Origin of the sequence: Caulobacter sp. HMWF025 (genome assembly GCF_003060965.1) — a bacterium.
Classification (GTDB): Bacteria; Pseudomonadota; Alphaproteobacteria; order Caulobacterales; family Caulobacteraceae; genus Caulobacter.
This window is the reverse complement of the sequence record NZ_QAII01000080.1, coordinates 1-21,908: the sequence shown is the minus strand read 5'-3', so window position 1 is coordinate 21,908 and position 21,908 is coordinate 1. Positions and strand designations below refer to the sequence as shown.

Genomic DNA, 21,908 nt, shown 5'->3' with positions numbered 1-21,908 from the left:
GCATGGGGCGGTTATCCGCGATCCTGAAGCTGCCGTCCGCCCGATTGTTGCGACCTTGCTCCCTTCCCCCATCAAGGGGGAAGGGCTTCTTAGGATCTACCGAATGCCCGGCACGTGCAGGGCGGCTTCCTTTTCGGCCTTCTGCTTGAAGACCAGGTCGCCGTACTTGCCGTATTCCATGCGGGCGATGGTGCGCTGGTGCACTTCGTCCGGACCGTCGGCCAGGCGCAGGGTGCGGATGCCCGAATAGGCCTTGGCCAGACCGAAGTCGGTGGTCACGCCGCCGCCGCCGTGGGCCTGGATGGCGTCGTCGATGATCTTCAGGGCGAGGCGCGGGGCCGCGACCTTGATCATGGCGATCTCCAGACGGGCCGACTTGTTGCCGGCCTTGTCCATCATGTCGGCGGCCTTCAGGCACAGCAGGCGGCACATCTCGATGTCGATGCGGGCATCGGCGACGCGCTCTTCCCAGACCGAGTGGTCCGAGACGTACTTGCCGAACGCCTTGCGGCTCATCAGACGCTTGCACATCTTTTCCAGCGCGACTTCCGCCGTGCCGATGGTGCGCATGCAGTGGTGGATGCGGCCGGGGCCCAGGCGGCCCTGGGCGATCTCGAAGCCGCGGCCTTCGCCCAGCAGCAGGGCGTCCTCGATCGGCACGCGCACGTTGCGCAGGATGACCTCGGCGTGGCCGTGCGGGGCGTCGTCATAGCCGAACACCGGCAGCATGCGGACAATCTCGACGCCGGGGGCGTCCAGCGGCACCAGCACCTGGCTCTGCTGGGCGTGGCGGCTGGCGTTTTCCGGATCGGTCTTGCCCATGACAATGGCGACCTTGCAGCGCGGATCGCCCACGCCCGAGGACCACCACTTGCGGCCGTTGATCACATAGTGGTCGCCGTCGCGCTCGATGCGGGTCTCGATATTGGTGGCGTCCGACGACGCGACGTCCGGCTCGGTCATCAGGAAGGCGCTGCGGATTTCGCCGTTCATCAGCGGGCGCAGCCACTTTTCCTTCTGGGCCAGCGTGCCGTAGCGCATCAGCACTTCCATGTTGCCGGTGTCGGGCGCCGAGCAGTTGAAGACTTCCGAGGCGAAGCCGACCTTGCCCAGTTCTTCGGCGATCAGGCTGTATTCGAGGTTGGTGAGCTGCACGCCCTCGAACTGGAAGGTGTCGTCGACATGGGTCTGGCCGCTGTGCGGCGGCATGAAGAAGTTCCAGAGACCGGCGGCCTTGGCCTTGGCCTTCAGTTCCTCGACGACCTGCACGACTTTCCAGCGCTCGGCACCGATGACGCTCATCTCGGCGTCATAGACCGGGACGGCCGGATAGACGTGTTCGTGCATGAACGCGACGACGCGATCGAGGAACTGACGTTGCTTCGGTGAGATGTCGAAATCCATGGCGCTTCCCAATCCCTGTCTTCAAACGCTTGTTTGAAGCGTTTGTAGCATCGAGTTAACGCGGGCGGCAAGCGGGGTTGCGAGGGCGGCATGCGACACGGCAAACTGGGCCGCATGAACATCCAGAGACTCCCCCTCGAAGGCCGCTATGTCCGGCTGGAACCGATCACCGCCGACCTGCGGGCCGAGCTGAAGGCCGCCATCGACTGCGACCCCGAAAGCTGGGAGATCATGTCGACCAACGGCTGCGGCGAGGGCTTTGAGGACTGGTGGGGTGCCCTGAAGGGCGAAACCGAGCGCGGTGAGCGCATCGGCTTTGCCATCCGCCGCCTGTCGGACAACCGGATCGTCGGCACCTCAAGCTTCCTGAACATCCGCAAGCTGCACAAGGGTCTGGAGATCGGCTCGACCTTCCTGCATCCGGACGCCCGGTCGGGCCCGGTCAATCCGGAATCCAAGCGGCTGATGCTGACCCATGCCTTTGACGCCGGGGCGATCCGGGTCGAATTCATGATCGATCTGCGCAACGCCCGCAGCCAGGCCGCTGTCGAGAAGCTGGGCGCCGACAAGGACGGGGTGCTGCGCAATCACAAGATCACCTGGACCGGCCATGTTCGTGACACGGCCGTCTTCTCGATCACCGATGCCGACTGGCCGGGCGTCAAGCAGCGACTCGACTTCCGTCTGACGGAGACGTTCAACTAGGCTTCCGTCACCGGGCGCGTGTCTGCACAGAGCAACTCTACCGCCGGTAAGTGGGTCGGGGCGATTGCCTGCCCGCAAGCGGGGCAATTCGTGACGATATTCTCTAAGCGCATGGACTTGCCCGGTTTTTCGCTGACGCCGCCAAGATTTTGGTAACGACCTTTCGGGCCTTCTACCGCCCATGGGTGGAATGGCATGTCTGAGAATCTGCATCGAGCACGGTGCACGCGCGGCTGCGGTGCAGGGCGTGACGCCCAGCCGTATCGACCGGACGGCCGCCCTCTATATCGAGGCCCGCTGGCCACCGCCCCGCCGCTTCGGCCAGGTGGCTCCGGGAGCCTATGTCCTGGTCGATCCCAATGCCGACGCCCTGGACGGTGAGGAACTGAAGCAGATCGCGGAGGAGCTCCAGGTCCGCCTGTTCGGGACCGACGGTCGTGATGACCTCTGCATGCTGACCTATGAGGGAGACGAGGCCGAGGTTCTGCGGTTTTCGTGTCTGGCCGAGGCCGAGCTTCTGGCCATGCGGGGCGGGGAGCCGCCGCCGCCGGTGGGTCGAACCCGGGTGGTCACCCGCGACGGGGTCCAGGAGCTGGCCTCCTGGGGTTCGACCCCGCGCCACTCGGGTCGGGGGGAGGCCGGGGCCGAAGAAGGTCCGCGCATGGTTTGGCGCGGGGTCTACAACCCGGTCGCCGAGCGCTTCGAGACCAGCCAGCCGCAGCGCATGGCCCGCGAGCCGGTCAGGACGGTCATCGAGGACGGCGACTACATGAAGGCCGACCTGGCCATGCTGGACACGGTGGTGGCGGCCCTGAAAAGCCAGCCCGGGGTGCGACTGCACACCGACTTCCGCATGTGGAGCCTGGCCCGGGCCAGCCTGCGCGACACCTATCACGATCGCCTGTCGGGCCTGACGGCGGCTCTCGCCAGTCGCGTGGTCGCCCAGGTCTATGACGTGCCGCGCGACCTGCCGTTCCTGGCCATCGCGCCGATGCGCGAGCTGCTGCGGTCGGTGTTCTCGCGGATCGAGGTCCGGGTACAGGACCCGAGCTTCAACATCCGGGCCGTCCCGGCCAACCTGATCGACGGTGTCGTGCTGGAGCTCTCCGGGGCCGACGAGGTGCAGCGCCTGCTGAACCTGCGCAAGTTCCTGTCGGGGCGGCGGCAATATCTGGAACTGAAGCTGCGACAAGGCGTCGCGGGGGTGAAGACCCGGCGCGAATTTGACCTTTGCCGGGAGCTGAGACTGTCGGCCGTTAGCGGTCCCGCGGTCAGCGCACCGCTGGAAGAACCCTTTCCAGACATAGCCTTGCCGCATGCGGAGCTGCCGTACAGGCCCCGGGCGGCCAAGGCCTGATCCTTCCGGGCGCGGCCTGTTCGGTGTCTCCGCGCCCTAACCAATTGGCGATCTATTGCCGGTATTCCAAAGTTCATGACCGCCATTGCCTGTCTCCGATTGCTGAAGGGCGAGGATGCCTTTCCCGCCGTCCAGGCGCAGGCGGCGGCGAACAGCTATCTGGGTGCCCGCTGGATGCCCCCGAGGCGCTACGGCGCCGTTGCCCCCCTGGCCTTTGTCCTGGCGGATCATCGGGCCAGCCAGATCGATCCGGTCGAGGTCCAGACCATGGCCGCCGAGCTCGAGGCTCTGCTGTTTCCCGAGCGCTGCGGCGGCAAGGTCTGTCTGATGACCTTCGAGGGCGACGAAACCGCCGTCCTGAAGTTTGCCACCCTGACCCAGGCCGAACTGGCGGGGCTCTATCGCGGCGAAGGCTCGGCCGGGCCGGCCGGCCGGGTGCAGGCCATCACCGCCGAGGAGATCCGCGCCGTCCCGAGCACCCGCGAGGAAGCGGCGGTGGCGCGCGCCGAGGCTGCGAGTGCCCCGGCCCAGGCCAAACCCCAGACCAAACCCCAGGCCCGGCCCGAGCCCAAGGCCCCGCCTGCGGTCCCGACCGGCTGGTGGGGGCTCTATGACCTGGCTGAAGAGAGCTTCTGCGGCTCCCTTCTGGGGCTGCGCGCTGACCTTGCCGAGCCGCCGCCGATCGATGACGACAAGCTGCTGGTCCGCGACCTGACCGGCCTGAACGAGGCCCAGCCGCTGCTGCAGGCGGCGACCTTCGGCGACCTCTATCTGCCGCTGGGCTTCTGGAACCTGACCACGCCGGCCTCTCAGGAGTCCTACAAGCGTCGCCTGTCGCGCTATCCGCTGGATCTGCAACCCCGGCTGGGCACCAGCGTCTACGGTACGCCGCGTGAGGCCTCGCTGGGTCTGCTCAGCCAGATCCGCGCCCTGCTGAAGCCCAGCTTCGCCTTCCTCGACCTGAACGTCCAGGACCCGACCTTTCCGGTGCACAACCTGCCCCAGGAACTGATCAACAGCGTCACCTTCGCCCTGCCGGAGGGCGACGAGCGCCAGCGTCTCGCCGCCATCCAGACCTTCCTTGAGCGCCAGTCGACCTACCGTGGCAAGTTGGTGCTGCAGGGGGTGACGGGCGTGCGCACGGCCGGCGAACTGGACGCCTGTCGCGAGGGCGGCATCACCCGGGTCAGCGGCCCGGCGATCACCAGCTTCCTCGACCGTCCCGTCGAAGCCGCCGAAGGCAGCCCCTGCGGCGAGGACCGCCAGGCGGCCGCCTGAGGCCGCCCGAGCTATTTCCCCGCGCGCCCGGCGACAAAACTTATCCACAGGGTGATGCGACCGCGTCTTTGCCGGTCAGCGCCACCGGCGATCCTCCCGGGCGCGCGCGCAGCGAGGCGATCCGGGATGACAGTCCGGTCGGCCGGGCTCGCGCTGCAGTCGCCCTCTATCCCCGGCCCGTGCCGAGAAAACCTGTTTAAATTCAGATAATTGGGCGAAAACGCAGGTTTCCTGTCCCCGGCGGCGAAAACGGCCGCAGACTTCTGGCCATGACCCAGACCGACATCCCCACCTGGTGCCTGAACCTGCAGATCAAGCTGATGGCCGCCCTCGACGCGGCCTGGGCGGTGATCGAGTCGACCGATGATCCTGCCGCCATCGCCAGGGCCCGCCAAAGGGCCAAGGCCGCCGGCGAGATGGCCGCCATGGTCCGCAAGGTGGCCCTGGCCTCGCCCGCCGACCGCCCGGCCCTGACCCGCCAGGTCGCCGCCGGTCTGGCCGCGACCAAGGCGATCACCGACCTCAAGATGACCGTCACGGACGCCACTGCGCCCGTCGCGGCCCAGGTTGAACCTGCCCGCCGGGCCCTGGACAGGCTGAAGGGCGGGCGCAGGGGGAGGCTTTAGCCCGGGTTCAGCGGCCCTGACCGGCGCGGCGGAGCGGGGCCGCGAGGCCGTCGCCTTCCCAGGCCCGCGACCGGATCTGGTTGAGGGTTTTCACCGTGGCGAAACAGGCTTCGGCGGCTTCACGCCCCTTGTTTTCGGCGTCATCACGGCTGCGCACCGCAGCCTGCTCGTCGGTATAGGTGGTGAGGACGCCGAAGGTGATCGGGGTCTCGGTCGCGAGGCCTGCGGTCATCAGACCCAGGCTGGTTGCCAGGCTGATGAACTCGAAATGCGCCGTGTCGCCCTTGATCACGCAGCCGAGGCAAACCACGCCGTCATAGAGTTCCGTGCGGGCCAGGGTCTGGGCGATCAGCGGCAGCTCGTAGGCACCCGGCGCCGGGATGATATCAGCGGGGGCGACCGGGGCGCCGTGCGCCTTCAGCACGTCCAGCGCGCCCCTGAGCAGGCCGTCGGTGACCTCGGGATTGAAACTGCTGACGACGACGGCGATGCGCGGCGCGGGGGTAGGGCTGGTCATGGGCGGCTTTCTGCTGATCAGGAGGCGCGAGCCAGGCTGTGGCCCAGCTTGTCGCGTTTGGTGTCGAGATAGGCGGCGTTGTGCGGATTGGCGGGAATAGCCAGCGGCAGTTCCCGGCGCACCGCAACGCCGTTGGCGCGCAAGCCTGCAGCCTTGCGGGGATTGTTGCTGAGCAGGTTGACCTGCTCGACGCCCATCGCCTTCAGCATCTGGGCGGCGACGCCGTAGTCGCGCTGGTCGGCGGCGAAGCCGAGGGCATGGTTGGCCTGCACCGTGTCGAGCCCGCCGTCCTGCAGCGCATAGGCGGCGATCTTGTTGGCCAGGCCCAGGCCCCGCCCCTCATGACCGCGCAGATAGAGCAGGGCGCCGTTGCCGCTCTCGCTGATCTGCCGGAGGCTCTCCTGCAGCTGGGCCCCGCAGTCGCAACGCTGCGAGCCCAGGGCGTCACCGGTCAGGCACTCGGAATGCACCCGTACCAGCGGCGTGCCGGTCAGCGCGCCGCGCACCATGGCCAGATGCTCGACACCGTCGGTCCGGCTACGGAAGGCGCGCACCTCGAACGGGGTGCTGCCGTGTTCGGAGGGCAGGCGGGCCGAGGCGACCTCGTCGACCAGTACCTCGGTGGCCTTACGATGGGCCACCAGCTCGGCAATGGTCAGCAGCGGGAGGTCATGCTCGCGGCAGAAGACCTCGAGGTCCGGCATCCGGGCCATGGTCCCGTCATCCTTCATGATCTCGCAGATCACCCCGGCCGGCTGCAGTCCGGCCAGTTTCATCAGATCGACCGAGGCCTCGGTGTGACCGTCGCGCACCAGCACCCCGCCCGGACGGGCCCGCAGGGGAAAGATATGGCCCGGCGAGACCAGGTCGGCGGCCTTGGCGTCCGGCGCGACGGCCGCCGCGATGGTCCGGGCCCGGTCATAGGCTGAAATCCCGGTATCGACCCCCTCGGCCGCCTCGATCGACACGGTGAAGGCCGTCTGGCGGCTGGTGCGGTTGTCGGAAACCATCGGCGGCAGGCCCAGGCGATCGACGGCCTCGGCCTCCAGGGTCAGGCAGATCAGGCCGCTGGCCCGGCGGGCCATGAAGGCGATCGCCGCCGCGTCGGCAAACTGGGCGGCCATGACCAGATCGCCCTCGTTCTCGCGATCCTCGTCATCGACGAGAACGATCATGCCGCCGGTCTTCAGGCGTTCGAGGGCTTCAGATAGGCGTGACATAGCTGCTCCACATATTTGGCCATCACATCGACCTCGACATTGATCGGGTCATGGATCGCGGCGAACTGCAGGTTGGTGTGGGCCCAGGTGTGGGGGATCAGGGTCAGGCCGATCCGGAACCGGCCGTCGGCGTCGCAGGCCGACACCTGGTTGAGGGTCAGGCTGATGCCGTTCAGGGCGATCGAGCCCTTCTCGACACAGAAGCGGTGCAGGGCGGCGGGCAGGCTGAGCCCGATCCGCCACGAGCCGCCGTCATCGATCACCTCGACCAGGCGGGCCTCGCCGTCGACATGGCCCTGGACCAGATGTCCGGAAAGCCGGGTCGCCAGGGTCACGGCGCGTTCGAGATTGACGGCGGTGCCGGCCTTCACGCCCCCCAGATTGGTGCGGTCCAGGGTCTCGGGGCTGACGAAGAAGTCGGCCTCGCCCTGCGGATCATGGCGCACCACGGTCAGGCAGACGCCGTTGACGGCGACGCTTTCGCCGAGCTCCAGGCCGGCAAATCCGGTCCCGACGGTCAGGCGCATGGCCCCGTCCCCTTCCCGGGCGACCGCCTCGATCTTGCCAACCTGCTCAATGATTCCGGAAAACATCGGCGCTCCTCGGGTCCTGGGGCGACAGGCGCGTGTGAATGTCGATGCGATCGGCGCGCCCGTCGGGATCGCTCTGGCGGATCACGACATGCTCGTCCCAGAGATCGGCCGCCAGAAACGCGGCCAGTAGCGAAGGGCCGCACTCGACCAGGGCTTCCAGCGTGCCTGCGGCGGCCAGATCGTCCAGCACGGCCGGGATGCTGTCATGCAGGCTGGCCTCCAGGCCCCGGGTGCGGGCCGCGCGCAGATAATCGGTGGGGACCCGCCGGCGGCGATCCAGGATTGCCAGGCGTCGCGGGCCGGTTCGGGGATCGGCCACCCGGCGCACCGTGAACAGCGGATCGTCCGCCAGGACGGTCCCGGAGCCCGTGATGATGGCGTCCGCCCGGCGGCGCAGGTTGTGGGCGAAGTCGAGGGACGTGGGCGAGGTAAAGGTCTTGGCGCCGGCCGGCGGCACCATCTCGCCGCCGAAGGTCAGGGCCTGCTTGAGGGTCAGCCAGGGCCGGCCGCGGGTCGACCAGCAGACGAACGGGGCGATCAGGCGGTCGGCGCGACGCACCAGCTCGGCGGCTTCCGGCTGGTTCAGCCGGGCGAGATCGAAAACCTGCCGGCCCTGCGCCGCCAGCCGCGCGGCACCGCCGCCGGCCACCGCCGGGTTCGGATCGCGCGAGGCGATCCAGATGGTTCTGGCCGGGCTGGCCAGGATCGCCTCGACGCAGGGCGGTGTGCGACCCTGATGGTTGCAGGGCTCCAGGGTGACCAGCAGCGTGTCGATCTGCTCAAAAGTCCCGGCCTGCCGGCAGAGGGCCAGGGCGGCAGCCTCGGCATGGGCGGTTCCGGCCTTCTGGTGCGCGGCGGTCGCCAGGATCCTGCCGTCCGCATCCAGGACCGTGCAGCCGACCGGAGGGTTGGGCGCCGTGGCCCCGACATAGGCCTCCGCCGCCGCCAGGGCGTGCCGGAAGCCCTCAAGGATGGGCTGGGTTGAAGGGGCGGGCGACGGCGTCATGCCGCCGAACTAGGGCTGCGATGCCAGACGCTTCAAGCACGCATCCTTTTTCGAAACTCTAACATGTTAGAGCGCTTAAGAATGACCGTCGGGGCATTTGTCTCTAGGAGCTGGACCATGCGGTGTTTCCAGGCAGACCGGCCATGAAGGGGCCCCTCAACAGCGTCGAGCCGTCCGGCGACTGGGCGCCCGGGCTGCAGAAGGCCAGGATCTACGAGCTTGTCCTGATGGACATCATCCTCGGCGAGCTGGCGCCGATGCAGGTGCTCGACGAGAAGGTGCTGGCCAGCCGCTATGCCGGCGGCGTCTCGGGGGTTCGCGACGCCCTCGGCCGGCTGGCGATCGAGGGGCTGGTCCTGCGCCGGCCGCGCGTCGGCACCGTCGTGGCTCCGCTGGACGTCACCGAGATCGAGCACGCCTTCGAAGTCCGCAGGATGCTGGAAGGCCGCACGGCGGCCCTGGCGGCCCGCAATCACCGGCCTGAAGACCTCCCGGCCATTGTCGGGGCGTTCGACGAGGCCGAGACCGCCATCGCCGCCGGTGACTTCCGCAAGATGCTGGCGATGGATCACAGCTTCCATCGCGCCGTGGCCTTTGCGACCCATAACCCGACCCTGGCACGCTTCGTGATCGCGCTGCAGAACACCGCCACGCGCTACTGGATCTGGCAGATGGAAAAGCAGTCGCAGGAGGACCAGATGCGCGATGTCATCCTGCACCGCTCGCTGGCCGAGGCCATCGCCCGGCGCGACCCTGTCGCCGCCGAAGCCGCCTGCGCCCAGCTGATCGGCGACCCGCCCAGCGCCAAGCGCAGCTGAGCTGCCTAACGCCGCCCGAACAGCCGCTCGATGTCGGCCAGCTTGAGCTCGACATAGGTCGGCCGGCCGTGGTTGCACTGGCCCGAATGGGGCGTGGCTTCCATTTCGCGGAGCAGGGCGTTCATCTCGGCCCCGTTCAGGCGGCGACCGGCGCGGACACTGCCGTGGCAGGCCATGGTCGAGCAGACCTCTTCCAGCCGCTCCTTCAGCGCCAGGGCCTGACCGTTTTCGGCCAGATCGTCGGCGATGTCGCGCACCAGGCCAGCGGCGTCGGTCTTGCCGAGCAGGGCCGGGGTCTCGCGCACCAGCACCGCACCGGGCCCGAAGCTCTCGACGACGAGGCCCAGCGCCGCGAGTTCCTCTGAGCGGGCGATGACCCGCTCTGCCTCGGCGGGATCGAGGTCGACCACCTCGGGCAGCAGCAGGGTCTGGCGGGCGACGCCGCCGGCCTCCATCTCGGCCTTCATGCGCTCATAGACGAGGCGCTCATGGGCGGCGTGCTGGTCGACAATGACCATGCCGTCGCGGGTCTGGGCGACGATATAGGTCTCGTGCACCTGGGCCCGGGCGGCCCCGAGCGGGAAATCGACGGGGTCGAAAACCGGCGCGGCGGTATAACCCTCAGTAGGCTGATCAATTCCGAAGCCGCCCGACCGCCAGGCCTCCTGCACGACCTCGCCGAGGCCCGGACCCATGGCCGGCTCGACGCGTGCCGAGACGTCCGACAGGCCCGGAAGGGTCAGGGCGCGCTGGGTCGGCGGGGTCCAGCCGCCGTCGCGCCAGGCCGAAAAACCCGCCGCCGACGGGCCCGGCTGATAGGCCTGGAACGGGCTCTGTTGCGACCGGATGCTGTCGAGGGCCTGGGCCGCGACGGTGGTCGAGGCGCGGTGACCGGCTCCGGCCAGGGCGTGGCGCAAGGCCCCGACGATCAGGCCGCGCACCAGGGCCGGGTCGCGGAACCGTACCTCGGCCTTGGCCGGATGCACATTGACGTCGACCTCGGTGGTTTCCAGCGAGACATAGAGGGCCGCCGTCGGGTGGCGGTCGCGGGCGAGAAAGTCGGCATAGGCCGCGCGCAGGGCCCCCTGCAGCAGCCGGTCGCGCACAGGTCGTCCGTTCACGAACAAATACTGGTGGGCCGCATTGCCGCGGTTATAGGTGGGCAGGCCGGCAAAGCCGGTCAGGCGAACGCCGTCACGGGTCTGGTCGATCTCGATGGCATTGTCCTGGAAGTCGCGGCCCAGAACGGCGGCCAGGCGGGCGAGGCGGCCCTGGGGCCCGGCCTGCTCGGCCGGCAGGCGCAGGATGCGGCGACCGTCGATGTCCAGCGAGAAGCCGACCGCCTCATGGGCCATGGCCTGGCGCTTGATCTCCTCGGTGATGGCCAGCGACTCGGCCCGCTCGGACTTCATGAACTTCAGCCGGGCCGGCGTGGCGTAGAACAGGTCGCGCACCTCGATCCGCGCGCCGTGCGGGCCGGGGAAGGCGGCGGGCATCACCTCGCCGACCCGGCCGCCCTCGACCAGGATGGCATGGGCGTCGGCCGCGCCCCGGGCCCGCGAGCTGATCGACAGCCGGGCCACCGAGCCGATCGAGGGCAGGGCCTCGCCCCGGAAGCCCATGGTGTGGATGGCCAGCAGGTCCCACAGGCCGTCGGCGTCGGGGGCCAGCTTGGAGGTGGCGTGGCGCTCGATGGCGACGGGCAGTTCCTCGGCCGACAGGCCACAGCCGTTGTCGGCGACGAGGATGCGGGTCAGGCCGCCGCCGTGCGCCTCGACCTCGATCTGGCTGGCCCCGGCGTCGATCGCATTGTCGACCAGCTCCTTGATGGCGCTGGCGGGCCGCTCCACCACTTCACCGGCGGCGATGCGGTTGACGGTCTCGGGCGGCAGGCGGCGGATCGGCATGGTCGGAACTCTCGTCGGACCAGGGCCCGCATTGCGTCTTCGTAATTTGACCCGTCGGGTTGCAGGCCGTTCAAGTCGGAGCAGACCAGCGATCCTAGATCGATTCCGCCCGCCTTCGAGGACCGTACATGGTGACGACCCGACGTTTTGCCGCCTTCGCCGCCAGTCTGGCGCTTCTGGCCGCGCCCGCCGCCTTCGCCCAGCAGGCGGTGGACGACTCCGGCCCCATCGACCTCAAGCGCATCGATCCCGAGGCCAATCTGGTTGAGGAACTGGTGGTCAATGCCCGCCTGCCGGGGCCGGCCTGGTGGAAGGTCAGCGATGCCGACAGCACGGTCTATGTGATGGCCGTGCCCGGGTTCACACCCAAGGGACTGGACTTCGACACCTCGGTGATCGAGCGCCGGCTGGACGGGGCCAATCGCCTCATCCTGGCCCCCGAGCCGAAGGTCAGCGTGGTCCGCATCGTCAGCCTGGTCATGACCGGGCGCCGCTATTTCCTGTCCGAGGCTCCGATGCGCCAGACCCTGCCGCCCGCCCTGCGCGAGCGGCTGGAGGCGCGCCTGAAGCTTGCCGGTGAAAAGCCCGAGAGCATGGACGACATCAAGCCCGCCTTCGCCGGCTTCCTGGTGGCCAATATGCGTCAGGGCGGCTCGGTGACGCTCAGCGGCGGCTCGGTGGCCGAGCGTATCGAGAAGATCGCGCGCAGCGGTGACCTGAAGAAGCGGCCCAAGGTCCAGGCGCTTGACGGCTATGACGTGATCGACGCGCTGAAGTCGGTCGGCTCGCTACCCAAGGCCCAGCAGGAGTTCTGCCTCGAGGCCGGGCTGCGCGAGGCCGAGGCCGGCGGCCCCGGCTATGAGGCGATCGCCCAGCGCTGGGCGGCGGGTGATGTGGTGCAGCTGGCGGCCAGCGACCGGGGCTACCAGGCCTGTCTGGCGTCCGCGCCGGGCGTTGCCGCCGAGATCCGGGGCACCATCGACCGCTCGACCCGGGCCATTGAGGCGGCCCTGAAGGCACCGGGCAAGTCCGTCGCCCTGGTCAATTTCCGCCCGCTTCTGGCCCAGGACGGGGTGCTGGATCGCCTGAAGGCCAAAGGTCTGAAGATCACCACGCCGGGCGAGGTTCAGCCCTGACGCCGCGATTTCACCGCATTGATCGCGTTCAGGCTGTCCTGAACGGATCCGGGGCCTGACCATGATCTTGAAGCACGCCGCACTGGCGCTCGGCCTGATGGCGCTCCTGCCCACGGCGGCCCTTGCCCAGGTGATCGATGATCCCGAGGCGACGGTGGTCGAGGCCCTGGTGGTCAATGCCCGCCTGCCCGGACCGGCCTGGTGGAAGGTCTCGGACGCCGACACCACGATCTATGTGCTGGGCACCCTGGCGTCCCTGCCCAAGGGGCTGGGCTGGGACACCTCGGTGCTGGAGCGCCGGCTGGACGGGGCCTTCGCGCTGATCATGCCGCCGGTCGGCCGGGCGGGCCTCACCGACATTCCCGCCCTGCTGCGCCTGCGCGGCAAGCTGAAGTCTGACGTACCGCTCGACCAGGCCGCGCCGGAGCTGGCGCCGCGCCTGGCCAGGGTCCGCACGCAGCTGGGCAAGGCCCCGGACAGCTACAGCGAGTGGAGCCCGCTGGGCGCGGGAATGATGATCGGCCTCGACTATCAGAAGACCACCCGCCTGGACGGCGGCGAGCCGGATCGCACCGTCGAGCGACTGGCCCGCAAGCGCAAGGTCAAGTCGCGCCCGGCCGGGGTCTACAAGGCCATGCCGATGGTCAAGGCGGTGGTGCGCGAGCACTCGGCCGAGGCGGGCAGGCTGTGCCTGGAGGGCATGCTCAGCGAGGTCGAGGCCGGCACCGCCGCCACCCAGGCCGCCGCCCGGGCCTGGGCCGAGGGCAATGTGCGCGGGGCCATTGCCGGGCCGCGCAACTTCCAGCGCTGCATGCGGGCCATGCCGGGCATGGCCGACATGCAGCAACGGAGCGTCAATGACGAGGTCAACGCCCTGAGCGAAGCCCTGAAGACGCCCGGCCATGCCGTGGCGCTGTTCTCGATCCGGGGCCTGGTCGCCGAGGACGGAGTCCTGGACCGCCTGCGCGCCCGCGGCTTCAAGGTGACGACGCCGGGCGATACCCCCGGCTAGGCTGGTTGCCGCAGCGCCATCTCCACCGCCGCCATGGCATGCAGGCTGGTGGTGTCGAACAGCGGCACGGCGCTGTCGGCCTGCGAGACCAGCAGCATGATCTCGGTACAGCCCAGGATGATCGCCTGGGCCCCGCGCTCAACCAGCCGGGCGATCACCCCGCGATAGACCTCGCGCGAGGTGTCCAGCACCTGGCCGGCCACCAGCTCGTTGTAGATGATCTCGTGGACGGCCCTGCGGTCGTCGGCCTCCGGGACCAGCACCTCCAGGCCGTGGCGCGTGTCGAGCCGGCCGCGATAGAAGGCCTGCTCCATCGTGAAGGCCGTGCCCAGCAGGCCGACGCGGGTCAGGCCGGCGGCCTTGATCGCCTCGGCCGTCGGGTCGGCGATGTGCAGCAGCGGGATGCGGACGGCCGCCTCGATGCTGTCGGCCTCGCGGTGCATGGTGTTGGTGCACAGCACCAGAAAATCGGCCCCGCCGGCCTCCAGGGCCCGGGCCGCGTCGGCCAGCCGGCGCGACAGTTCCGGCCAGCGGCCCTGGTGCTGCAGGGCCTCGATCTCGGCAAAGTCGAACGACCACATCAGGGTGCGGGCCGAGGCCACCCCGCCCCGCCGCGCGCGCACGGCCTCATTGATCAGCCGGTAGTACTGGGCCGAGCTTTCCCAGCTCATGCCGCCGATGAGACCGATCAGGGCTTGGTCCGTCATGGACCTTTAGTCCTTCAGACCGCGCAGGCGGTTGACGTGGCCCATCTTGCGACCCGGACGGGCCTCGCCCTTGCCGTAGAGGTGGATGCGGGTCTCGGGCTCGCTGGCCAGCTTCTTCCAGGCCTCGACATCAGCACCCAGCAGGTTGGTCATTTCCACATGGGCCAGGGGCTGGGTCGTGCCCAGCGGCCAGCCGGCCACGGCGCGGATGTGCTGCTCGAACTGGTCGACCTCGCAGCCGTCCTGGGTCCAGTGGCCGGTATTGTGGACGCGGGGCGCGAACTCGTTGACCAGCAGCTTGCCGCCGGCCAGCTCGAACAGCTCCACGCCGATCACGCCGACATAGTCGAGCGCGGTCAGAATGCGGGCGACGATGGCCTCGGCCTGGTCGCGGGTCTGGGGCGTGACCCGGGCCGGGGCCACGGTGCGGCGCAGGACGCCGCCTTCGTGGTGGTTCTCCGACAGCGGATAGCAGGCGATTTCGCCGCCACGGCCCCGGGCGGCGATGACCGACAGTTCGCGGCCGAAGTCGGCAGGGGCTTCGAGGATGGCGGCCTGACGGCCGATCTTGTCGAACGAGGCTTCGGCGTCGCCGGCCCGCTGGATCCAGGCCTGGCCCTTGCCGTCATAGCCTTCGCGGCGGGTTTTCAGCAGGGACGGGGCACCGATCTTGCTGACCGCAGCCGCCAGGGTTTCGCTGTCATGGACGGCGGCAAAGGCGACGGTCGGCACGCCGATCTCGGCCAGGAAGCTCTTTTCGACGACCCGGTCCTGGGCGGCGGCCAGGGCCTTGGACCCCGGCGCGACCACGCAGCCCAGGGCCGTCAGCTCGGCGACCGTGTCGGCCGGCACGTTCTCGAACTCGTAGGTGACCACATCGCAGGCTTCGGCCAGCCGCTTCAGGGCCCAGCGGTCATCATAGGCCGCGACGATCTGGCGGGCCGCGACCCGGCCCGCGGGGCTGTTTTCCTCGGGATCCAGGATCACGACGTCGAAGCCGAGGCGTGCGGCGGCCAGGGCCAGCATCCGGCCCAGCTGTCCGCCGCCGAGAATCCCGAGGGTCGAACCCGGAACGAGAGGGAAGGACGGGGCGCTCATGGTCTAGTCCTCGACGCTCTCGGCGACACTGGCGGTCTGGGCGGCGCGGAAGGCGGCCAGCCTCTGGCCGAGGGCGGGATCCGACAGGGCCAGGATCTGGGCGGCCAGCAGGCCGGCGTTCTTCGCTCCGGCCTCGCCGATCGCCAGGGTGGCCACCGGAATGCCGCCGGGCATCTGGACGATGGACAGCAGGGAGTCGAGACCGCTCAGGGCCTTGGACTGCACCGGCACGCCCAGCACCGGCAGGTTGGTCATCGAGGCGGCCATGCCGGGCAGGTGGGCCGCGCCGCCGGCCCCGGCGATCACGATCTTGAAGCCCGCAGCCTCGGCACCCTTCGCGAAGTCGAACAGGCGCTCAGGCGTGCGGTGGGCGGAGATCACCCGGGCCTCATAGGCGACCCCCAGGCTGTCCAGCGCCTCGGCGGCCCCCTTCATCGTCGGCCAGTCGGAGCGGCTGCCCATGATGATCGCGACGGGCGGCGTGGAGTTGGGCATCGGCGTCGGAGTCCCCTTGACGGCGGCGGAGCCTTAAAGGTCGCCCCGTATGCGCGTCCACGGCGCCAGTGCAAGTCCAAAACGGCACAACGCCCGGGAATCGGGCACTGCACCCGGCCCGCCGCATCCATCCTGCGACCAAAACGCCGGGCGATTGCGCCGAACGCCGTTCCCGCTAAGAATTAACCATAACTGCACAACAAACGATTCTCCCTGGTCATGAAGATTTCCGGCGCCCGGACAGAGCCTTTCGCCGCCATTCGCAAACGGGCCCTGGCCCGTGCGGGTGCGCAGGTCGCTGTTCGGGAGACGGCCTCGACCGACAGCGCGGCCTTTCTGGGCCTGACCGAGGCCGACCTGACGCCGCAGGTGCAGGAGGCCCTGTCCACCCTGATGACTGAAATCGATGACCTGCGGTCCGAGGTTTCGCGCCTGAAGCTGCGTCTCAACGAGGCCCAGGGTCTGGCTGACCAGGATGTGCTGACCCCGGTGCTGAACCGGCGGGCGTTCCTGCGCGAAATGAAGCGCGTGGCGGCCTTCGCCCAGCGCTACGGCTCGCCGGCCAGCGTGGTGTTCTTCGACCTGGACGGCTTCAAGTCGGTCAATGACCGCTTCGGCCATGCCGCCGGCGACGCCGCCCTGCAGGCCGTCGCCCGCCGCCTGCTGGCCAATGTCCGCGAAAGCGACATCGTCGGCCGGATGGGCGGTGACGAGTTCGCCGTCCTCCTGGCCCAGGCCGACCGCCAGACGGCGCTGGCCAAGGCCGAGAGCCTGGCCGCCGCTGTCCAGGATACGCCGGTGCAGTTCGGCGAATGGTCGGCCCCGCTGCACATCTCGTGGGGCGTGCGGGAAATCCAGCCCGGCACCGATCCCGAGGTCGCCCTGGCCGAGGCCGATGCGGCGATGTTCGTCAGCAAGCGTCGCCAGGCCTGACGTCGTGGACGGGCGTTTGGGCGAACGCTGCTACCTCAGGTATTCTGCGACATTATGCTCTGGGACTCTTGTGGCCCTCGACGCTACCAAATTCACCGGCTGTTAAGCTAAAAGGCTTGGTCTAGTCCGAGGCTCCGACGAGGCGGTGGAGAGATGCAGCGTATTCTGATCGCCGAGGATGATCCGATCCTGGCGTCGATCTATGAGATCACGCTCGGCGAAGCCGGATTCGACGTGATGATGTGCAAGGACGGGGTTGAGGCCCTGGACCGCCTTGAGAGCTTTTCGCCCGACCTGCTGATCACCGATTTCTACATGCCGCTGATGACGGGCGGCGAACTGATCCGGGCCGTGCGCGAACGGCGCGGGGCCCTGACCGCCACCCTGCTGGCCTCGGCCATCGATCCGTCGCGCCTGCGCGAGGACGAACGTGCGGATGCGCGGCTTGAAAAGCCGATCACGCCGGCCGGCCTGCTGCGCGGCGTTCGCGAACTGGAACGCCTGCAGGCCGCCTGATCAGGCGATGATGTCCGGCATCAGCCGGTCTTCGAGCTGGCCGATCTGGTCTTTCAGGGCCAGCTTCTTCTTTTTCAGACGGGCGATCTGCAGCATGTCGGGCTGCGGCCGGTCTTCCAGCGCCTGGACGGCGGCATCCAGATCCTGATGCTCTTCGCGCAGGACCGCGAGGCGTCGTTCGATCGCGACGTCCGACTCGTCGGACGGATCGTCATCGTTCATGGACGTTTCATCGCTCATGGACGCTCCCCGTCAGCACGCACGCTCTGGTGATAGATAGCAAAGGCTGACCAGTCGTAAAGGTTTTCAAGCAAGGGCGTCGGCGAGGCGGGCCAGGGCGGTGGTGCGGGGCGGATCGCCCGAGGCCTCGGCGGCGGCCTTGAGGCCGTCGATCAGCGCGATGGGTTCCCCCGGCGGGCTGCACAGGGCTTCCAGACTTTCCAGCAGCACCCGCTCGCCCTTCAGCTCCACGCCCTTGATGGCCTCGCGCAGGGCTTCACGGGCCTCGTCGGCGACCCCGTCGCGGGCGGGCTTGAGGGCCCGGCGGACGCCGCGCAGCGGGGCCCCGACCTCGGCGTCCCAGGCGCGCATCAGCCGGGCGGCGGCCTTGGCGTCGGCGGTGCGGCCCTCGCCGGCCGCCCAGGCGGCCCACAGCAGATAGGGCACGTTCTGGCCGTGGCCGTCCTGCAGGTTCAGGCAGGCTTCGGCGACGGCCGGGCGCGCATAGACCGTCAGGGCCCAGTCCCAGAGGCGCATCAGGCGTCTCCCTTGCCGGTGATCGGGGCGATGTCCTCGCCCCAGCGCTTCACGGGCTGCCAGGACAGGCCGAACTGGTCGAGGACCCGGCCTACGGACTGGTCGACCATCTCGGCGATGCTGGTGGGGCGAGTGTAGAAGGCGGGCAGGGGCGGGGCGATGACCGCGCCCATCTCGGCCAGCTGGGTCAGGGTGCGCAGATGGCCCAGATGCAGCGGGGTCTCGCGCACCATCAGGGCCAGGGTCCGGCGCTCCTTCAGCACCACGTCGGCGGCGCGGGTCAGGAGCGAGGACGTTACGCCGCAAGCGATCTCGCTCATGGTCCGAACCGAGCAGGGGGCGATCAGCATGCCCAGGGTCTTGAACGAGCCCGAGGCGATCGAGGCCCCGACATCGGCGCTGCGGTGCACGACGTCGGCCAGGGCCTGGACATCGGCCAGGGTGAAATCCGTTTCCTGGGTCAGGGTCAGGACGGCCGACTTGGACATCACCAGATGGGTCTCGACTCCGAGGTCGCGGCAGGCCTGCAGGGCCCGTATCCCGTAGGTCACGCCGGAGGCACCGGAGATGCCGACGATCAGTCGGGGGCGGTCAGCGGTCATGGCGAGGTCCGTCATGCTTAAAATTTGTCCGCAACGGGATTAAAGCGCGTCAAGTCAAGCGGGGTGGTTCGCAACCATATGTGATCTGACAGCGGGACGCAGCGGGTGTTCACTCCCCAGTGTCAACCAGCAAGGAGCCGACAGCCATGGCCATCGAATCCCGTATCCGCGAGCTTGGGTCCCGTCACGAGAACCTCGATCGCACGATCCAGGAAGAGACCAAGCGTCCCGCAAGCGATGGTACCCGACTTCGAGAGCTCAAACGACAAAAGCTCAGGCTGAAGGAAGAGATCGAGGGTCTGAAGGCACGAGCGCACTAAGGCTTAAATCAAAAGCCCATCCCGTCGGAAACGGGATGGGCTTTTTTCTGGTCCGTGAGGCTGACTAGTCCTCGTCGTCCTCGTCTTCGGGGACGTAGGTCGACTTGCCGAACACGTCCTCGGCCTTGGGCTCGGCCCGCGAGGCGCGGTAATCGATTTCTTCCTCTTCCTCGACCGTCTCGACGACGCCGGTTTCCGAGGCGGGGCGCAGGGTCGGATCTTCCGGCAGGATGCCCTTCTTGAGGTCGTCCTTGGCCTTCTTTTCGGCCGCCTTCTTGACCAGGGCGTCCAGCTCGAGCTGGCCGACCAGACCCAGGGTCACCGGGTCGACCGGCTTGATGTTGGCCGCATTCCAGTGGGTGCGGCCGCGGACCTGCTCGATCGTCGACTTGGTGGTGCCCAGCAGCTTGGAGATCTGGGCGTCGGTCACTTCGGGATGGTGGCGCAGGAACCAGGCGATGGCGTCCGGACGGTCCTGGCGGCGCGACACGGGGGTGTAGCGCGGGGCCTTCTTCTGCGGCTTCAGCAGCTCGGCATGGCGGCTGACCTGGGCCTTCATGCGGTACAGGTCGTTGGCCTGGGCCTTGTCCAGTTCTTCGCGGGTCAGCTGGCCGTTGCCGATCGGATCGGCCCCGCGGATGTCGCGCGCCACTTCGCCGTCGGCGATGCCGCGCACTTCCAGCGGGTGCAGATTACAGAAGTCGGCGATCTGTTCAAAGCTCAGCGACGTGTTGTCCACGAGCCAGACGGCCGTCGCCTTGGGCATCAGGATGTCGGACATGCGGTCCTCCAGAAATGACGGCGCCCGGCCTTGCGGCCGGGCGGGATGTTGCTGAACGCTATAATCCGGTTCAGGTCAAAAGGGAACGGCCGATGACGCGGTCTCCGGTTCGGATTGCGGGGCGCGGGCGGGTACCGTCAAACCGTCATCGTGCGCCGGTAGTCGGACCACGACCTTTCGGAGGCTTGCCATGCTGATTTTCGTCGCTGCCCTGATGCTGGCGGCCAGTCCGGCCGCGGACCTGCGCATGAACGACCTGACGGCCGTCGGCACCCACAACAGCTACAAGCAGGCGATCCCACCCGAAGAGCTGGCGGTGATGGTCGCGGCGCGGGGCCCGGCGGTTCTGGGGCTGGACTATGGCCACCGCCCGCTGACCGAACAGCTGGACGCCGGGGCCCGCCAGCTGGAGCTGGACGTCGTGTCCGATCCCGAGGGCGGGCTCTACGCCAGGCCAATGACGGCCCTGGGTAAGGGGGCGCATCTGACGCCGGAGCAGGCCGGCGTCATGGCCAGGCCCGGTTTCAAGACCCTGCACATCCCCGATGTGGACTTCCGCTCGTCCTGCCTGACCTTCGTCGCCTGCCTTGGCGAGGTAAAGGCCTGGTCGAAGGCCCATCCCGACCACGTACCGCTGCTGATCCTGCTCAATGCCAAGGAGGGTCCGGCCAGCCTGCCGGGCGGCGTGACGCCCCCGGCCTTTGACGCGGCGGCCTTTGACAGGCTCGACGCCGAGGTCCGGTCGGTTTTCGGTGAGGATCAGCTGATTACCCCCGACCAGGTGCGCGGCCGGTATGCCACCCTGCGCGAGGCGGTGCTGACCCGGGGCTGGCCCGCCCTGGCCGCATCGCGCGGCAAGGTGTTCTTCGCCCTCGACGAAAGCCCGGAGAAGGTGGCGCTCTATCGCGGAGCCCGGCGTTCCCTGGAAGGGCGGGTCATGTTCGTCAACACCGACGAAGCTTCGCCTGCTGCGGCCTATCTGACCCTCAATGACCCGGTGGGGCAGAAGGATCGCATTGCCGCCGCCGTGAAGGCCGGCTTCATTGTTCGCACTCGGGCGGATGCAGACACTCAGGCGGCGCGGAGCAACGACCCCGGCCAGCGCGACGCCGCCCTGTCCAGCGGCGCGCAGTATGTCTCGACCGACTACCTGTGGGCCGATCCGCGCTTTGCCGGCGGGTATGTGGTCCGGCTGCCCGAGGGCCATGTCGCCGTGTGCAACGCCGTCCGAGCGGCCGGTCGTTGCGCGGGCAAGGCCCTGGAGGCCCTGCCCGGCGTTGCGATCCGCCCCTAAGCCACCAGCACCACCTTGCCCACATGCTCGCCGGCCTCGAGGTGGGCGTGGGCCTTTGCGGCCAGGGCGAGCGGGAAGCTGGCATCGACCACGGGGCTCACCTTGCCGGCCGCAATCCACGGCCAGACAATGCGTTCGATCTCGCCGGCCAGACGGGCCTTCTCGTCGTTCGAGCGCGGCCGCAGGGTCGAGCCGGTGATCACCGCCCGTTTCTGCATGATCTTCATCACCGGCACCTCCAGCATGCCGCCGGCCAGGGCGGCGATGTAGACGATGCGGCCGCCGGTGTTCAGGGCGTCCAGGTTCTTGTCGAAATAAGCTGCGCCGACCATGTCGAGCACCACATCGACCCCGCCGGCGGCCTTGGCGATCTCGGCGAAGTCCTCGGTCCTGGTGTCGACCGCGATATCAGCCCCGAGTTCCAGGGCCCGGGCCTTCTTGTCGGCGCCGCGGCCGGTGGCGATCACCCTCGCCCCGGCGGCCTTGGCCATGGCGATGGCGGTTGTGCCGATTCCGGACGTGCCGCCGTGCACCAGCAGGGTCTCGCCGGCCTTCAGCCCGCCGTGCTCGAACACGTTGGCAAAGACGGTGAAGACTGTCTCGGGCAGCGCGGCGGCGTGGATCATGTCGAGGTGGCCCGGGACGGGCAGGGCGTGGCGGGCATCGACCACGGCATATTGCGCGTAGCCGCCGCCACCGAGCAGGGCGCAGACCCGGTCGCCGACCGCCCAGCGTCCGGCCGCGACCACCACCTCGCCGGCGACCTCCAGGCCCAGGGTGACCGGGGCCCCGGGGGGCGGCGGGTAGAAGCCCAGGCGTTGCAGAAG

General features: G+C 68.8%; 25 protein-coding genes. 11 read left to right on the top strand and 14 right to left on the bottom strand.

Annotated elements, in window-relative coordinates; translation table 11 throughout:
• Positions 1-96 precede the first annotated feature (96 nt).
• The gene (locus tag DBR10_RS09415; protein WP_108504757.1) at positions 97-1,404 is read right to left on the bottom strand and encodes an acyl-CoA dehydrogenase family protein; all 1,308 of its coding nucleotides are present in this window, start codon (positions 1,402-1,404) and stop codon (positions 97-99) included.
• 114 nt (positions 1,405-1,518) lie between these two features.
• Between DBR10_RS09415 and DBR10_RS09410 the strand changes: the two genes are divergently transcribed.
• The 4 genes from DBR10_RS09410 (at position 1,519) to DBR10_RS09395 (ending at position 5,370) form a co-directional block, all read left to right on the top strand.
• Positions 1,519-2,109 carry a GNAT family N-acetyltransferase gene (locus tag DBR10_RS09410; RefSeq protein ID WP_108504758.1) on the top strand — a complete coding sequence of 197 codons (591 nt, stop codon included), beginning with the start codon at positions 1,519-1,521 and terminating at the stop codon, positions 2,107-2,109.
• Positions 2,110-2,299: 190 nt separating this feature from the next.
• Positions 2,300-3,466 (top strand): hypothetical protein, encoded by a 1,167-nt coding sequence (locus DBR10_RS09405; protein ID WP_146187835.1) that lies wholly within the window; start codon positions 2,300-2,302, stop codon positions 3,464-3,466.
• A 75-nt stretch (positions 3,467-3,541) separates the two neighbouring features.
• On the top strand, positions 3,542-4,744 hold the full coding sequence (locus DBR10_RS09400; RefSeq protein ID WP_108556286.1) for a hypothetical protein: 1,203 nt from the start codon (positions 3,542-3,544) through the stop codon (positions 4,742-4,744).
• A 269-nt stretch (positions 4,745-5,013) separates the two neighbouring features.
• The gene (locus tag DBR10_RS09395; RefSeq protein WP_108504760.1) at positions 5,014-5,370 is read left to right on the top strand and encodes a hypothetical protein; all 357 of its coding nucleotides are present in this window, start codon (positions 5,014-5,016) and stop codon (positions 5,368-5,370) included.
• Positions 5,371-5,377: 7 nt separating this feature from the next.
• Here the strand turns inward: DBR10_RS09395 and ribH are convergent, their stop codons facing one another.
• The 4 genes from ribH to ribD are packed head-to-tail and all read right to left on the bottom strand — an operon-like array spanning position 5,378 to position 8,706.
• The gene (gene ribH, locus DBR10_RS09390) at positions 5,378-5,887 is read right to left on the bottom strand and encodes a 6,7-dimethyl-8-ribityllumazine synthase (RefSeq protein ID WP_108504761.1); all 510 of its coding nucleotides are present in this window, start codon (positions 5,885-5,887) and stop codon (positions 5,378-5,380) included.
• 17 nt (positions 5,888-5,904) lie between these two features.
• Entirely contained in the window at positions 5,905-7,107 is a 1,203-nt protein-coding gene (ribB, locus tag DBR10_RS09385; protein ID WP_108504762.1) for a 3,4-dihydroxy-2-butanone-4-phosphate synthase, read from the bottom strand.
• On the bottom strand, positions 7,074-7,700 hold the full coding sequence (locus tag DBR10_RS09380; protein WP_108504763.1) for a riboflavin synthase: 627 nt from the start codon (positions 7,698-7,700) through the stop codon (positions 7,074-7,076). Before DBR10_RS09380 ends, ribB begins: the two co-directional genes overlap by 34 nt.
• Positions 7,681-8,706: a bifunctional diaminohydroxyphosphoribosylaminopyrimidine deaminase/5-amino-6-(5-phosphoribosylamino)uracil reductase RibD gene (gene ribD, locus DBR10_RS09375; protein WP_108487293.1), complete on the bottom strand. Its 1,026-nt coding sequence runs from the start codon at positions 8,704-8,706 to the stop codon at positions 7,681-7,683. Before ribD ends, DBR10_RS09380 begins: the two co-directional genes overlap by 20 nt.
• Before the next feature lie 143 nt (positions 8,707-8,849).
• Between ribD and DBR10_RS09370 the strand changes: the two genes are divergently transcribed.
• Positions 8,850-9,524, top strand: coding sequence for a GntR family transcriptional regulator (locus DBR10_RS09370; protein ID WP_108504764.1), 675 nt, complete (start codon positions 8,850-8,852; stop codon positions 9,522-9,524).
• 5 nt (positions 9,525-9,529) lie between these two features.
• Here DBR10_RS09370 and mutL read toward each other — a convergent pair whose 3' ends face one another.
• A complete protein-coding gene (gene mutL, locus DBR10_RS09365; RefSeq protein WP_108504765.1) occupies positions 9,530-11,431 on the bottom strand; it encodes a DNA mismatch repair endonuclease MutL in 1,902 nt (633 codons plus the stop codon).
• 128 nt (positions 11,432-11,559) lie between these two features.
• Here mutL and DBR10_RS09360 point away from each other — a divergent pair, with 128 nt between their 5' ends.
• The gene (locus DBR10_RS09360; RefSeq protein WP_108504766.1) at positions 11,560-12,567 is read left to right on the top strand and encodes a TraB/GumN family protein; all 1,008 of its coding nucleotides are present in this window, start codon (positions 11,560-11,562) and stop codon (positions 12,565-12,567) included.
• 61 nt (positions 12,568-12,628) lie between these two features.
• The gene (locus DBR10_RS09355) at positions 12,629-13,579 is read left to right on the top strand and encodes a TraB/GumN family protein (RefSeq protein WP_108504767.1); all 951 of its coding nucleotides are present in this window, start codon (positions 12,629-12,631) and stop codon (positions 13,577-13,579) included.
• Here DBR10_RS09355 and DBR10_RS09350 read toward each other — a convergent pair.
• Genes DBR10_RS09350 through purE form a run of 3 tightly spaced genes read right to left on the bottom strand, consistent with a single transcriptional unit; the run spans position 13,576 to position 15,879 of the window.
• Positions 13,576-14,286 (bottom strand): aspartate/glutamate racemase family protein, encoded by a 711-nt coding sequence (locus DBR10_RS09350; RefSeq protein WP_108504768.1) that lies wholly within the window; start codon positions 14,284-14,286, stop codon positions 13,576-13,578. The genes DBR10_RS09355 and DBR10_RS09350 overlap by 4 nt on opposite strands.
• Before the next feature lie 6 nt (positions 14,287-14,292).
• Positions 14,293-15,384 (bottom strand): 5-(carboxyamino)imidazole ribonucleotide synthase, encoded by a 1,092-nt coding sequence (locus tag DBR10_RS09345; RefSeq protein WP_108504769.1) that lies wholly within the window; start codon positions 15,382-15,384, stop codon positions 14,293-14,295.
• Positions 15,385-15,387: 3 nt separating this feature from the next.
• A complete protein-coding gene (purE, locus tag DBR10_RS09340; protein ID WP_108504770.1) occupies positions 15,388-15,879 on the bottom strand; it encodes a 5-(carboxyamino)imidazole ribonucleotide mutase in 492 nt (163 codons plus the stop codon).
• Between the two features lie 219 nt (positions 15,880-16,098).
• On the opposite strand from purE, the gene DBR10_RS09335 reads away from it, so the two are divergent.
• Positions 16,099-16,812, top strand: coding sequence for a GGDEF domain-containing protein (locus DBR10_RS09335; RefSeq protein WP_108487069.1), 714 nt, complete (start codon positions 16,099-16,101; stop codon positions 16,810-16,812).
• A gap of 153 nt (positions 16,813-16,965) precedes the next feature.
• On the top strand, positions 16,966-17,328 hold the full coding sequence (locus DBR10_RS09330) for a response regulator (protein WP_108504771.1): 363 nt from the start codon (positions 16,966-16,968) through the stop codon (positions 17,326-17,328).
• Here the strand turns inward: DBR10_RS09330 and DBR10_RS09325 are convergent, their stop codons facing one another.
• From DBR10_RS09325 to DBR10_RS09315, 3 genes are all read right to left on the bottom strand, one after another.
• Positions 17,329-17,568 (bottom strand): YdcH family protein, encoded by a 240-nt coding sequence (locus tag DBR10_RS09325; RefSeq protein ID WP_233243345.1) that lies wholly within the window; start codon positions 17,566-17,568, stop codon positions 17,329-17,331. It lies immediately after the preceding gene.
• Between the two features lie 66 nt (positions 17,569-17,634).
• The gene (locus DBR10_RS09320) at positions 17,635-18,084 is read right to left on the bottom strand and encodes a TIGR02444 family protein (protein WP_108504772.1); all 450 of its coding nucleotides are present in this window, start codon (positions 18,082-18,084) and stop codon (positions 17,635-17,637) included.
• On the bottom strand, positions 18,084-18,701 hold the full coding sequence (locus DBR10_RS09315; protein ID WP_108504773.1) for a UbiX family flavin prenyltransferase: 618 nt from the start codon (positions 18,699-18,701) through the stop codon (positions 18,084-18,086). Before DBR10_RS09315 ends, DBR10_RS09320 begins: the two co-directional genes overlap by 1 nt.
• 131 nt (positions 18,702-18,832) lie before the next feature.
• Here DBR10_RS09315 and DBR10_RS09310 point away from each other — a divergent pair, with 131 nt between their 5' ends.
• Positions 18,833-19,006 carry a YdcH family protein gene (locus tag DBR10_RS09310; protein WP_108490087.1) on the top strand — a complete coding sequence of 58 codons (174 nt, stop codon included), beginning with the start codon at positions 18,833-18,835 and terminating at the stop codon, positions 19,004-19,006.
• A gap of 64 nt (positions 19,007-19,070) precedes the next feature.
• On the opposite strand, the gene DBR10_RS09305 is transcribed toward DBR10_RS09310, so the two are convergent.
• Positions 19,071-19,787 carry a DUF1013 domain-containing protein gene (locus tag DBR10_RS09305; RefSeq protein ID WP_108504774.1) on the bottom strand — a complete coding sequence of 239 codons (717 nt, stop codon included), beginning with the start codon at positions 19,785-19,787 and terminating at the stop codon, positions 19,071-19,073.
• Between the two features lie 190 nt (positions 19,788-19,977).
• Between DBR10_RS09305 and DBR10_RS09300 the strand changes: the two genes are divergently transcribed.
• Complete coding sequence (locus DBR10_RS09300; RefSeq protein WP_108504775.1) at positions 19,978-21,081, top strand: phosphatidylinositol-specific phospholipase C1-like protein; 1,104 nt, start codon at positions 19,978-19,980, stop codon at positions 21,079-21,081.
• Here DBR10_RS09300 and DBR10_RS09295 read toward each other — a convergent pair.
• Positions 21,078-21,908, bottom strand: an 831-nt coding sequence (locus tag DBR10_RS09295) for an NAD(P)H-quinone oxidoreductase (protein ID WP_108556285.1), incomplete at its 5' end; no start/stop codon positions are given. The genes DBR10_RS09300 and DBR10_RS09295 overlap by 4 nt on opposite strands.

Excerpts from the sequence above, each read along its gene's own strand:
- DBR10_RS09395 (WP_108504760.1), top strand. The coding sequence starts at position 5,014 with ATGACCCAGACCGACATCCCCACCTGGTGCCTGAACCTGCAGATCAAG.
- ribB (WP_108504762.1), bottom strand. The coding sequence starts at position 7,107 with ATGTCACGCCTATCTGAAGCCCTCGAACGCCTGAAGACCGGCGGCATG.
- DBR10_RS09370 (WP_108504764.1), top strand. The coding sequence starts at position 8,850 with ATGAAGGGGCCCCTCAACAGCGTCGAGCCGTCCGGCGACTGGGCGCCC.
- DBR10_RS09345 (WP_108504769.1), bottom strand. The coding sequence starts at position 15,384 with ATGAGCGCCCCGTCCTTCCCTCTCGTTCCGGGTTCGACCCTCGGGATT.
- DBR10_RS09305 (WP_108504774.1), bottom strand. The coding sequence starts at position 19,787 with ATGTCCGACATCCTGATGCCCAAGGCGACGGCCGTCTGGCTCGTGGAC.
- DBR10_RS09320 (WP_108504772.1), bottom strand. The coding sequence starts at position 18,084 with ATGCGCCTCTGGGACTGGGCCCTGACGGTCTATGCGCGCCCGGCCGTC.
- DBR10_RS09300 (WP_108504775.1), top strand. The coding sequence starts at position 19,978 with ATGCTGATTTTCGTCGCTGCCCTGATGCTGGCGGCCAGTCCGGCCGCG.
- DBR10_RS09405 (WP_146187835.1), top strand. The coding sequence starts at position 2,300 with ATGGCATGTCTGAGAATCTGCATCGAGCACGGTGCACGCGCGGCTGCG.
- ribH (WP_108504761.1), bottom strand. The coding sequence starts at position 5,887 with ATGACCAGCCCTACCCCCGCGCCGCGCATCGCCGTCGTCGTCAGCAGT.
- DBR10_RS09335 (WP_108487069.1), top strand. The coding sequence starts at position 16,099 with ATGAAGATTTCCGGCGCCCGGACAGAGCCTTTCGCCGCCATTCGCAAA.
- purE (WP_108504770.1), bottom strand. The coding sequence starts at position 15,879 with ATGCCCAACTCCACGCCGCCCGTCGCGATCATCATGGGCAGCCGCTCC.
- DBR10_RS09330 (WP_108504771.1), top strand. The coding sequence starts at position 16,966 with ATGCAGCGTATTCTGATCGCCGAGGATGATCCGATCCTGGCGTCGATC.
- DBR10_RS09360 (WP_108504766.1), top strand. The coding sequence starts at position 11,560 with ATGGTGACGACCCGACGTTTTGCCGCCTTCGCCGCCAGTCTGGCGCTT.
- ribD (WP_108487293.1), bottom strand. The coding sequence starts at position 8,706 with ATGACGCCGTCGCCCGCCCCTTCAACCCAGCCCATCCTTGAGGGCTTC.
- DBR10_RS09415 (WP_108504757.1), bottom strand. The coding sequence starts at position 1,404 with ATGGATTTCGACATCTCACCGAAGCAACGTCAGTTCCTCGATCGCGTC.
- DBR10_RS09350 (WP_108504768.1), bottom strand. The coding sequence starts at position 14,286 with ATGACGGACCAAGCCCTGATCGGTCTCATCGGCGGCATGAGCTGGGAA.
- DBR10_RS09315 (WP_108504773.1), bottom strand. The coding sequence starts at position 18,701 with ATGACGGACCTCGCCATGACCGCTGACCGCCCCCGACTGATCGTCGGC.
- DBR10_RS09355 (WP_108504767.1), top strand. The coding sequence starts at position 12,629 with ATGATCTTGAAGCACGCCGCACTGGCGCTCGGCCTGATGGCGCTCCTG.
- DBR10_RS09380 (WP_108504763.1), bottom strand. The coding sequence starts at position 7,700 with ATGTTTTCCGGAATCATTGAGCAGGTTGGCAAGATCGAGGCGGTCGCC.
- DBR10_RS09400 (WP_108556286.1), top strand. The coding sequence starts at position 3,542 with ATGACCGCCATTGCCTGTCTCCGATTGCTGAAGGGCGAGGATGCCTTT.
- mutL (WP_108504765.1), bottom strand. The coding sequence starts at position 11,431 with ATGCCGATCCGCCGCCTGCCGCCCGAGACCGTCAACCGCATCGCCGCC.
- DBR10_RS09310 (WP_108490087.1), top strand. The coding sequence starts at position 18,833 with ATGGCCATCGAATCCCGTATCCGCGAGCTTGGGTCCCGTCACGAGAAC.
- DBR10_RS09325 (WP_233243345.1), bottom strand. The coding sequence starts at position 17,568 with ATGAGCGATGAAACGTCCATGAACGATGACGATCCGTCCGACGAGTCG.
- DBR10_RS09410 (WP_108504758.1), top strand. The coding sequence starts at position 1,519 with ATGAACATCCAGAGACTCCCCCTCGAAGGCCGCTATGTCCGGCTGGAA.